General features: G+C 67.8%; 7 protein-coding genes, 1 tRNA gene and 1 pseudogene. 5 read left to right on the forward strand and 4 right to left on the reverse strand.

The annotated features are described in order from the left end of the window. Both R6V09_RS36635 and R6V09_RS36640 read right to left on the reverse strand, forming a co-directional pair. Window positions 1-283 (reverse strand): annotated as a pseudogene (locus tag R6V09_RS36635) (SPFH domain-containing protein); the annotation flags it as partial. A gap of 52 nt (window positions 284-335) precedes the next feature. Continuing rightward, window positions 336-1,688: a peptidoglycan-binding protein gene (locus tag R6V09_RS36640; protein ID WP_317885791.1), complete on the reverse strand. Its 1,353-nt coding sequence runs from the start codon at window positions 1,686-1,688 to the stop codon at window positions 336-338. A gap of 178 nt (window positions 1,689-1,866) precedes the next feature. Here R6V09_RS36640 and R6V09_RS36645 point away from each other — a divergent pair. The 4 genes from R6V09_RS36645 to R6V09_RS36660 all read left to right on the forward strand — a co-directional run bounded on the left by R6V09_RS36645 (window position 1,867) and on the right by R6V09_RS36660 (window position 7,148). Next, window positions 1,867-1,940, forward strand: a tRNA-Lys gene (locus R6V09_RS36645). A gap of 286 nt (window positions 1,941-2,226) precedes the next feature. After that, complete coding sequence (locus tag R6V09_RS36650; protein WP_317885792.1) at window positions 2,227-2,940, forward strand: FadR/GntR family transcriptional regulator; 714 nt, start codon at window positions 2,227-2,229, stop codon at window positions 2,938-2,940. A 315-nt stretch (window positions 2,941-3,255) separates the two neighbouring features. Continuing rightward, the gene (locus R6V09_RS36655) at window positions 3,256-5,217 is read left to right on the forward strand and encodes a glycosyltransferase family 2 protein (RefSeq protein WP_317885793.1); all 1,962 of its coding nucleotides are present in this window, start codon (window positions 3,256-3,258) and stop codon (window positions 5,215-5,217) included. Beyond that, window positions 5,214-7,148 (forward strand): kelch motif-containing protein, encoded by a 1,935-nt coding sequence (locus R6V09_RS36660; RefSeq protein ID WP_317885794.1) that lies wholly within the window; start codon window positions 5,214-5,216, stop codon window positions 7,146-7,148. Before R6V09_RS36655 ends, R6V09_RS36660 begins: the two co-directional genes overlap by 4 nt. Before the next feature lie 57 nt (window positions 7,149-7,205). Here the strand turns inward: R6V09_RS36660 and R6V09_RS36665 are convergent, their stop codons facing one another. Next, complete coding sequence (locus R6V09_RS36665; protein ID WP_317885795.1) at window positions 7,206-8,234, reverse strand: glycoside hydrolase family 6 protein; 1,029 nt, start codon at window positions 8,232-8,234, stop codon at window positions 7,206-7,208. A gap of 151 nt (window positions 8,235-8,385) precedes the next feature. Between R6V09_RS36665 and R6V09_RS36670 the strand changes: the two genes are divergently transcribed. After that, window positions 8,386-9,135 (forward strand): ANTAR domain-containing response regulator, encoded by a 750-nt coding sequence (locus R6V09_RS36670; protein ID WP_317885796.1) that lies wholly within the window; start codon window positions 8,386-8,388, stop codon window positions 9,133-9,135. A 261-nt stretch (window positions 9,136-9,396) separates the two neighbouring features. Here R6V09_RS36670 and R6V09_RS36675 read toward each other — a convergent pair. After that, window positions 9,397-9,926, reverse strand: a 530-nt coding sequence (locus R6V09_RS36675) for a class F sortase (protein WP_317885797.1), incomplete at its 5' end; no start/stop codon positions are given.

Consider the following 9,926-nt stretch of genomic DNA (forward strand, 5'->3'; position numbering starts at 1 on the left):
GCACCCGGGCCGGCCGCTCCACCAGGTCGGGGTCGACCTCCGGTGCCGGGCGCGGCTTGGCCGGGACCGGGCGACGGAAGCGGGGCTGTTCGCCGGTGCCCTGCCGGCGGGCCACGACAGCGGGCCTGAGCGGCACCGACACCGGGTCCGGGTCGTCGCGGAACAGCAGGTGGACGGGGATCTCGGTGGTCGCCTCGTTCTGGATGAGCCGCGCGGGACGGGTCTGTCCCTCGGGCGGCCCCTCGTTGTTCTCGGGCGTCTGTGAAGTGGTCGTCGTACTCACGGTTGCCTCCAGCCTCCGCGCCAGATGCGTCACAACGGGTGGTAACAGGTGGTCAGGAAAAGAGCCGGCGCCAGGTCTCCGGCCCCGGGTAGCCGTCCGCCGCGCCGCCCCGCCAGCCCTGGGCGTGCTGGAAGGCCTCGACGTTGCGCCGGTCCGGCTCGCCCCAGCGGGGACCGGGACCGGTTGTGTAGTACTTGCCGAACCCCTTCTTCACGAGCTGCTTCCCGAGCTGGGTGACGTACTTGTTGTTGGCGCCGGGGCGGAACATGCCCCGGCCCGGGTAGCCGGGGACGCCGTGCGAGGCGGGGGCGGGCGGGCCCGCCGCTCCCACGATCGCGCCGCCGATGTTCCTGCCCTTGCCGGTGATCAGCAGTTCCCAGGTCTGCGGTCCCGGCAGGCCGTCCGCGTCCGCGCCGGTCCAGCCCTGGGCCTGCTGGAACGCCCGGGTGGCCCGCCGGTCCGCGTCCGACCAGGCCGGGCCGGGACCCGCGGTGTAGTAGGCGCCGGCACCCCGGGCGACGAGCATCGTGCCGAGCTGGGCGACGTACTTGTTGTTGGCCCCGGGGCCGAAATACACCGCTCCCGGGTACGACGTCTTCGGCGTGACCGCGCCGGCCGGCGTCACCGGGGGCACCGCGGGTTTCGGGGTCACCTCCCCCGCGCTCTCCGTCAGGCCCCTGTAGCGGTAGGGGACGTAGTTGGCGGAGTGGCTCCAGTACGCGTACGGCGTGGACTGGCGCCGGGCGTGCGAGGGGGTCTCCTCCAGGGCGATGTAGTAGGTGTGCGTGTAGTCGGTCCAGCCGCCGAAAATGACGACGTGGGAGCCCTTCTCGGGATTCTCCGGATTGTGGAACAGCAGAATGTCGCCGGGCTGCAGTTCCTCCTTGGAAATACGCGTCCCGTACTGGTCGAGACTGCCGGTCCATTCGTTCCCCGGCAGCCCCCAGGCCATGGAGACGAACCCGGAGCAGTCCTGCCGGTAACCGTCGGACCAGTATTCGTTCATGCTGTACGGCACCTGCGCCGCGATCCAGGTCTTGGCCCGGTTGATGATCTCGGCGCGGTTGGTCGCGGGCGCCTTGACCGCACCGGCCGGCTTCGCCGGTTTCCCGCTCGGGCCGTGCAGCGGGGCCTTGGTGCCCTGCGGGGTGGCGGGTTCGTCACCCGTGTCACCTGCGGGGACGCCGGGGCGGGCGAGGGTGTGGGGGGTGGCGAGGGCCGGTACGGCGTGCCCGGCGGCGAGGGTCGCGGACGCGGCGGCGGCCACCACGAGAACCCGCTGGGCGGTGGGGTGGCCGCCGGTGCGGCCGGTCGGGGAATGCGGCAGGGCGCGCCGCCGGTGAACGCATCCCGGGCAATCACAATCGCTCGCGGGATCGAATTCCTCGAATACCGGAGTCTCCATGCGATGCCCCTCACACTCCAGGTGGAAATATCCGCGCTCGTGCACGTCCGCCAGTTTCTCAACTGTCTTCCGGACTCGCATGTTGACGGTCCGAATGATGTACAGCGCCCCGCTGGGGCCCGTCCGGGGGTGGTCAGGAGCACCCCTGGGCATCCGGTAGAGTTGTGCAGGTCAGCAGGCGCCGCTAGCTCAGTTGGTTAGAGCAGCTGACTCTTAATCAGCGGGTCCGGGGTTCGAGTCCCTGGCGGCGCACGCTAGCGATGGCGAGGCATGTTCGCGGAAAACGCGAACCGTCTCGCCACCGTCGTTTTTGCACGGCTTCGCCGCGCATGGCGGGGGCTCCGCCACCCACACCCCCTTGCCCCGGCGCCGCGGTGACACCCTGGCCGAAAAGCCGAGCCGCCCGAAGCCCCTCGCAATGCCGGAGGCCCTCCGCACCGCGGGGGGCCTTTTGCATGGGCGGAGACAACCGGGCGGCCGGAACATCCGTGCGGGCGGAACACAGCTCTCCCCCCGTTTGGCCGGATACCCTCTCGCCATGGCAGCCCGTGACCTGCAGGAGCGGATCAAGAAGCTCATCCTCGACCGTCGGCTGCCCTCCGGGGCGCCGCTGCCGACCGAGCCCGAGCTGATGGTGTTCCTCGGCGCGAGCCGGAACTCGGTGCGCGAGGCACTCAAGGCCCTCCAGGCGATGGGGATCGTCGAGATCCGGCACGGGTTCGGGACGTATGTCGGCCCGATGTCGCTCGCGCCGATGGTCGAGGGCCTCGCGTTCCGTACCGTCGTCGGGCACTACCGCGGCGAGGACAGTCTGCTGCAGCTGCTCGAACTGCGGGAGGCGGTGGAGTCGGGGCTCGTCGCCCGGCTCGCGGGGCGGCTGCCGGAGCGGGATCTCGTCGAACTCGACGCGCTGGTACGGCAGATGGAGGGGGAGGCCGCCGAGGGGGTCGGGCTCGCGGCCACCGACCGCGCCTTTCACGCCACCCTGTACCGGGGGCTGGACAACGCGCTGCTGAGTGAGGTCCTGGAAGCCTTCTGGGACGCCTTCCACCGCGTCCACACCGATCTCGCGGCCGGCCCGCAGGACCCCGAGGTCACCTGCCGCCAACACCGGGAGATCCTCGACGCGGTCCGGTCCGGGGATGCGAAACGCGCCGAGAAGGCCATAAGGGAACACTTCGACAACGTGCGCACAAGGCTGTCCACAACGACTCCACATGATCCCCACACACGCCCCAATGAACGCGTATGACCGGTAAACAGCGCGTTTCGTGTCTTGCGATCAAGATGAACACCGTAGAACCCTGGTTTTGAAGATGCTGTCGGTACACGGCAGTTGAGGGGGTACGGAACCGGTTGCGCGGTTTCGCGGGGAGGAGGGGCCCCGCCCTGGAACAGATGTCGGAGGGGGCATCGCGCAACCGGACGGTCGCAGTCACATGTCTCTGTGAGTGGACTGTGTGGTGACTGTGGCCACCACTGACACGCCCGTCGAGGGTCGAGGGGGACCCTGACGGGCGGCCGAGACAAACAAACACGCGCGCTTCCGCGTGTGGGGGGATGACTCATGACGTCGACGCCGACGGGCGCCCGACAGGGCTTCGACCCGTCACAAACCACCGAACTAAGAGTCCCGGGACACCGGACCGGCAGCTTCCGCCGAATCAAGAAGACACTTCCGAGATACGACTACGAGCACTACAGCCGCCTGGCGGGACCCCTCACACAGCCCGACCCGGACAAGCCGTACAAGGTCCAGTACCGGTCGCTGCTGTCTCAGGAGACGCACCGCGTCCGCGCCGCACTGATGCTGAGTGCGGCGCCGCTGCTCTCCCTGATCCTGCTGGGCTGGCTGATGCAGCCCAAGCACTGGACCCAACGCGACTATCCCGCCTACGACTTCCTGCCCGCGCTGGACATCGTGATGCTGGTCGCGATCGGTCTGATCGAGTTCTTCCGCTGCATGAACGTGCTGTCCAACGCGCACGCCACGCTGGTCGCCCGCGACCCGGTCCCGGTGGTCCCCGAGACCGGCACGAGAGTCGCGTTCATCACGACGTTCGTGCCCGGCAAGGAGCCCCTGGAGATGGTCACGAAGACCTTGGAGGCAGCCGTACGGCTGCGCCACCGGGGGCTTCTGCATGTGTGGCTGCTGGACGAGGGCGACGACCCCGAGGTCAAGGCCGTGTGCGGGCGGCTCGGCGTACATCACTTCACCCGCAAGGGAATTGAGAAGTGGAACCGGCCCAAGGGGCCCAACCGCGCGAAGACCAAGCACGGCAACTACAACGCCTGGCTGGAGGCGCACGGCGGCGAGTACGACTACTTCGCCTCCGTCGACACCGACCATGTGCCGCTGCCCAACTACCTGGAACGGATGCTCGGTTTCTTCCGCGACCCGGACGTCGGCTTCGTCATCGGCCCCCAGGTGTACGGCAATTACGACACCCCGGTCACCAAGGCCGCCGAGTCGCAGCAGTTCCTCTTCCACGCCCTGATCCAGCGGGCCGGCAACCGCTACGGCTCGCCGATGTTCGTCGGCACGTCGAACGCCGTACGGATCAAGGCACTTCAGCAGATCGGCGGGCTGTACGACTCGATCACCGAGGACATGGCCACGGGATTCGAGATGCACCGGGCCAAGAACCCGGCGACCGGGAAGAAGTGGAAGTCGGTCTACACACCGGACGTGCTCGCGGTCGGTGAAGGGCCCAGCGCCTGGACGGACTTCTTCACGCAGCAACTCCGGTGGTCCCGGGGGACGTACGAGACGATCCTCAAGCAGTACTGGAAGGGCTTCTTCTCGATGCCTCCGGGCAAGCTCTTCAACTACACCATGATGATCATCTTCTACCCGATGTCCGCCCTCAACTGGATCCTGGCGGCGCTGAGTTGCGCCCTGTTCCTGGGTCTGGGCGCCTCGGGTGTGAACATCGACCCGACGATGTGGCTGATGCTCTACGGCAACGCGTCCGCGCTGCAGATCGGCCTCTACATCTGGAACCGGCGGCACAACGTCTCCCCGCACGAACCGGAGGGGTCGGGCGGGGTCGCCGGCATGGTGATGTCGGCGCTGTCGGCGCCGATATACGCCCGCTCGCTCATGGACGCCGTACTGCGCCGCAAGAGCAAGTTCGTCGTCACGCCCAAGGGCGACTCGGCCAGCCCCGACACGCTGTTCGGGACGTTCCGGGTGCACTGGTTCTTCATCCTGATCTTCGGCGGCTCGCTGATGGCCGGGTTCGAGAACGGGCACTCCCATCCGGCGATGATCACCTGGGCGACGTTCGCCCTGCTGATCACCGCGTCACCGATCCTCGCCTGGCGCTACATGCTGCGCCAGGAGAAGAAGCAGCCGCCGTCCGCCCTGCCGGTCGAACCGCAGGACGCGGTCCCGCCGCCGCAGCCGGTGCCGGCCTCGCATGTACCTCAGCAGAAGCCCAGTTGGGCGGCATCGGCCGGCAACAGCGGTGGCAGCGAGCAGACGATGCAGATCGCGCTCGGTGGACTGGGGGGACGTAAGGAATGAAGGAAGCCGGCCGGCGCCGTGCCCGTCGACTCGCGATCAGCACGGTGGTCGTCATCGCCCTGGCCGGGATGAACGGGCCCTGGCTGTACAGATTCGGCACCGAGAGATACCACCAGTACGTCATCAACAAGCCCGAGTACAAGGCCGACAACGGGCACTGGGACATCATCCAGTTCCCCAAGGAGTACCGGCAGGACACCATCCACGCGGCACTGCTGCGCACCGGCAAGGTGCTGCTCATCGCCGGGTCGGGCAACAACCAGGACAACTTCAACGCGAAGAAGTTCGACACCCGGATCTGGGATCCGGTCAAGGGCACCATCAAGAAGGTGCCCACCCCGGCCGACCTGTTCTGCACCGGGCACACCCAACTCGCCAACGGCAACCTGCTGATCGCGGGCGGCACCCAGAAGTACGAGAAGCTCAAGGGCGATGTGAAAAAGGCCGGGGGCGTGATGATTCTCTACAACGAGAACCCCGACAAGCCGATGACACTGCCCCAGGGCACCAAGTTCACCGGCAAGGCGAACGGCAAGTCCTTCGTCTCCACGGACTCGGTCCTCATCCCCCGCGCGACCAAGGTGTTCGACAAGAAGACCGGCAAGTTCCTGCGGAACAACCCCGGTTACGCCCGGGTCGTCGTCGAGGCGCCCAAAGAGGGCACCAAGTACGAGACCGGCACCCAGGACAACTACCGCGTCCAGGGGCTGACCGGCGCCGACGAGCGCAACACCTACGGCATCGGGAACAAGTTCGGGCTCGACAAACGGGACTTCGAGGGGATCAAGAAAGCGTACGAGTTCGATCCGGTCGCCGAGAAGTACATCAAGGTCGATCCGATGAACGAGGCGCGCTGGTATCCCACGCTGACGACGCTGTCGGACGGGAAGGTGCTCAGCGTCTCCGGGCTCGACGACATCGGGCAGTTGGTGCCGGGGAAGAACGAGATCTTCGATCCGGCGACGAAGAAGTGGACGTACACGAAGACGAAGCGGCAGTTCCCCACGTATCCGGCGCTGTTCCTGATGGAGAACGGGAAGCTGTTCTACTCGGGGTCCAACGCGGGCTACGGGCCCGCCAACGTGGGCCGTGATCCCGGGATCTGGGACGTCGACACCAATCAGTTCACGAAGATTCCCGGGCTCAGCGATCCGAACATGATGGAGACCTCGGCGACCGTGCTGCTCGCTCCGGCGCAGGACGAGAAGTACATGGTGATCGGGGGTGGGGGTGTCGGTGAGTCGAAGTTGTCGACCAACAAGACCCGGCTGGTCGATCTCAAGGACGCCAACCCCAAGTTCGTGGACGGGCCCTCGCTGGAGAAGGGGACTCGGTATCCGCAGACGTCGATCCTGCCTGATGACACGGTGCTGGTGTCGGGCGGGTCGGAGGACTATAGGGGGCGCAGTGACTCCGACATCCTTCAGGCGCGGCTGTATCACCCGGACACGAACACGTTCGAGGAGATGGCCGATCCACTGGTGGGGCGGAACTATCACTCCGGGTCGATTCTGCTGCCGGACGGGCGGGTGATGTTCTTCGGGTCCAATTCGTTGTACGCGGACAAGGCGAACACGAAGCCGGGGGTTTTCGAGCAGCGGATCGAGATCTATACGCCGCCGTATCTGTACCGGGATTCACGGCCGGATCTGTCCGGGGGGCCGGCGTCGATTGCGCGGGGTTCGTCGGGGACGTTCACCTCGCAGCATGCTTCTTCGATCAAGAAGGTGCGGTTGATTCGGCCCAGTGCGTCCACGCATGTCACGGATGTTGATCAGCGGTCTATTGCGCTGGACTTCAAGACCGCGGGCAACAAGATCACGGTGGCTGTGCCGAAGGACAAGAATCTGGTGCAGTCGGGGTGGTACATGCTGTTTGTGGATGACGATCAGGGGACGCCGAGTAAGGCTGTGTGGGTCAAGGTGCCGTAGAGGGTTGTCGGTTGGGTGCGGGTGCGTGGGGGCTGGGCGCGCAGTTCCCCGCGCCCCTTAGGGGGTTGATGCTTGCGCCAGCTTCAAGGCATAACTCGCCCACCAATCGCCCGCCTTGGGGCCGCCCTTGCACTCGCCGTCCGACTCGCCCGGGCGTTTGATCCACAAGTAGGCGTCCACCAAGGGGTTTGCTGTCTTTGTGGTCGGGGTTTCGCCGAGGGACCTGCCTGGGGGGTTGCACCAGTTCTCGTCCTCGTCGCCGGCCGTATACGGTCCGTTGCCGTTGCGGCTGGTGTCGATGACGAAGTGTTTGTTGTCGGTCTTGGCCGAGAGTTGTTTGCCGTAGGTGATGGAGTCCGCGGTGGAGTAGAAGTTGGAGACGTTCACCGCGAAGCCGTCGGCCTTGGCGATGCCCGCTCGCTGGAGGGGCTGGTAGATCTCGTCGGGGTGGCCCCAGCCCGCGTTTCCGGCGTCTAGGTAGACCTTCGTCCGCTTGAGGGACTTGAGCTTGGTGATGGCGTAGTCCAGGAGGTCGTAGCGCTCGTCCTGGTACTGGGCGGGTGTGCAGCCGTCCACCAGGTGGAGCAGGGCGTCCGGTTCGAGGATCACCGTGGCGGAGCGGCCGGCGATGCCCTGGGCTACGGCGTCGATCCAGGCGCGGTAGGCGTCGCCGTCGCCCGCGCCGCCCTGGGAGTACTGGCCGCAGTCGCGGTGCGGGATGTTGTAGAGGACGAGGAGCGCGGTGCGGCCGGACTTGTCGGCGGCCTCGGTGAAGCCCTGCGCCTCCGCCTTCGGGTTCTCCGGGCCGATCCACTCGCCGGTCGGCTGCTCGGCGATCTTCCTGATCTGTTCGGCGTCGGCGGTCTTGCCTGCCTTGGCGTAGGCGGCGACCTGCCGGGCCGCGTTGGTGTCCGGGTTGACCCAGATCGGGTCGGTGCCGCCGGGCTGTTGGGTGATCTTCGCTCCCGTGTCGGGCTTCTTGTCCCCGCCTCCCGAGGAACATCCCGCGAGGAGCAGTGCCGCCCCCAGGACCAGTGCCGACGCCCGCGTGCCGAAGGGGACCGGGGTCCCCTGGCTGCCGTACATCCAACTCCCCCTTGGCTGTACCGATCCAAGGCTCAATCGTGACATACGTGGCGTGCCGCCCACGAGAACGCCCGGATGTTGTCGGCCGGTTGTTACAGCCCCGCCACGTTGGGTAGACGCTCGGCCCAGGGGCAGGGGGAAGGTGGCCGTCATGCACCACACGACCAGGGAGGGCCGGCTGGCCGCGGCGCTGGTGGAGGCGGCCGACACCCTGACCGAGACCTTCGACACCGCGGACTATCTGCGCCGGCTGTCCGACCACTGCGTGGAGCTGCTGTCCGCGTGGACGGCCGGGGTGATGCTGATCGACGGCGGGGAGTCCGTGTCGCTGGCCGGGAGCAGCCATCGGGAGGAGGTGGCGCTCGATCTGCTGGCGGCCCAGCACGGTGGCGGGCCCTGTCTGGAGAGTTACGGCTCCGGATGTGCCGTACCGCCGGTGTCGATCGGGGTGGCCCATGCCGCCGCCCGCTGGCCGGAGTTCACCGAACGGGCGCTGCGGCACGGCGTCGTGGCGACCTTCGCGGTGCCGGTACGCCGCCGTGACGCGCTGCTCGGTGCGCTCAACGTGTTCGTGTCGACGCTGCCCAACAGCGGCCCGGACGGCGGCCGTTGGGAGTTGCTGGTGGCTCAGGCGCTGGCCGACGCGGCGGGTCTGGGCCTGCAGAACCATCGCGCGTATGCCCAATACCAGTCCCTGGCCGGGCAGTTGCAGGAGGCGCTGTCGAGCCGGGTACGGATCGAGCAGGCCAAGGGGATGCTCGCGGAGCGCTGGCAGGTCGGTACCGACGAGGCGTTCGTCGCGCTGCGCGGGTACGCGCGGCGGCGCCGGCTGCCGCTGGACCGGGTCGCGCGGTCGGTGATCGACCGGGTCGTCGAGGACTCCGAACTGAGGACTCCGTAGCGGCGTCGACCACCTGTGCATATGACAGGGAGCGACCACATCGGGACATGGCGTCATTCGCCCTCTAGGCCCGGGCGCTCATTCGTTCTAGAGTCGTTCCCGAAGGCCCTAGCCCCCGGCCGGTCCACATCCTCCACCACTGGTTTCACAGACCTCCCGCGCCGTCCGCCGGGTTACTCCCGCAGCCCGTGCGTGCGCGGTCGAGGACCAGCCCGGTCGGCGGCTTCGGGGGGAGCGAGTCGTCGGCCGGGCCAGGTGATGTCAGAAACCGGTTCCGGTGAGGTAGGCGGACACGACCACGTTCGCCGTGTAGCTGCGGTCGGCGCGGTCGAAGGTGCCGCCGCAGGTGATGAGGCGCAGCTCGGCGCGGCCCGACTGCCTTGTGCCATAGGCCTGTTGGGCGTCGAAGTGGGCGCGGGTCAGCACCCGTACGTCGTCGACGGTGAACTCGGCGACCTTGCCGTCGTCGCGGACGACGCGGATGGTGCGGCCCGGGCGCAGCGTGCTGAGCTTGTAGAAGACGGCGGGCCGGGTCTCGGTGTCGACGTGCCCGACCATCAGCGCGGTCCCTGCGGCACCCGGCCGCACCCCGCCGTCGTACCAGCCGACCACGCCGGCCTGGTCGAAGGGCGGTGGGTCGATCGCGCCCTGCGCGTCGAGGCCGCGGGCCACGACCGGCGCCTGTACGGCCAGGTCGGGGATGTCGATGCGTTGCGGCAGGGCGTTGCCCAACGGCTTTGCGGCGGGCGGCAGTTCGGCCTCGGCGGGCCGTCCGACCGCGGCCACGTCGC

It is taken from the genome of Streptomyces sp. W16, assembly GCF_033194735.1.
Lineage (GTDB): Bacteria > Actinomycetota > Actinomycetes > Streptomycetales > Streptomycetaceae > Streptomyces.

Excerpts from the sequence above, each read along its gene's own strand:
- R6V09_RS36640 (WP_317885791.1), bottom strand. The coding sequence starts at position 1,688 with ATGGAGACTCCGGTATTCGAGGAATTCGATCCCGCGAGCGATTGTGAT.
- R6V09_RS36650 (WP_317885792.1), top strand. The coding sequence starts at position 2,227 with ATGGCAGCCCGTGACCTGCAGGAGCGGATCAAGAAGCTCATCCTCGAC.
- R6V09_RS36655 (WP_317885793.1), top strand. The coding sequence starts at position 3,256 with ATGACGTCGACGCCGACGGGCGCCCGACAGGGCTTCGACCCGTCACAA.
- R6V09_RS36660 (WP_317885794.1), top strand. The coding sequence starts at position 5,214 with ATGAAGGAAGCCGGCCGGCGCCGTGCCCGTCGACTCGCGATCAGCACG.
- R6V09_RS36665 (WP_317885795.1), bottom strand. The coding sequence starts at position 8,234 with ATGTACGGCAGCCAGGGGACCCCGGTCCCCTTCGGCACGCGGGCGTCG.
- R6V09_RS36670 (WP_317885796.1), top strand. The coding sequence starts at position 8,386 with ATGCACCACACGACCAGGGAGGGCCGGCTGGCCGCGGCGCTGGTGGAG.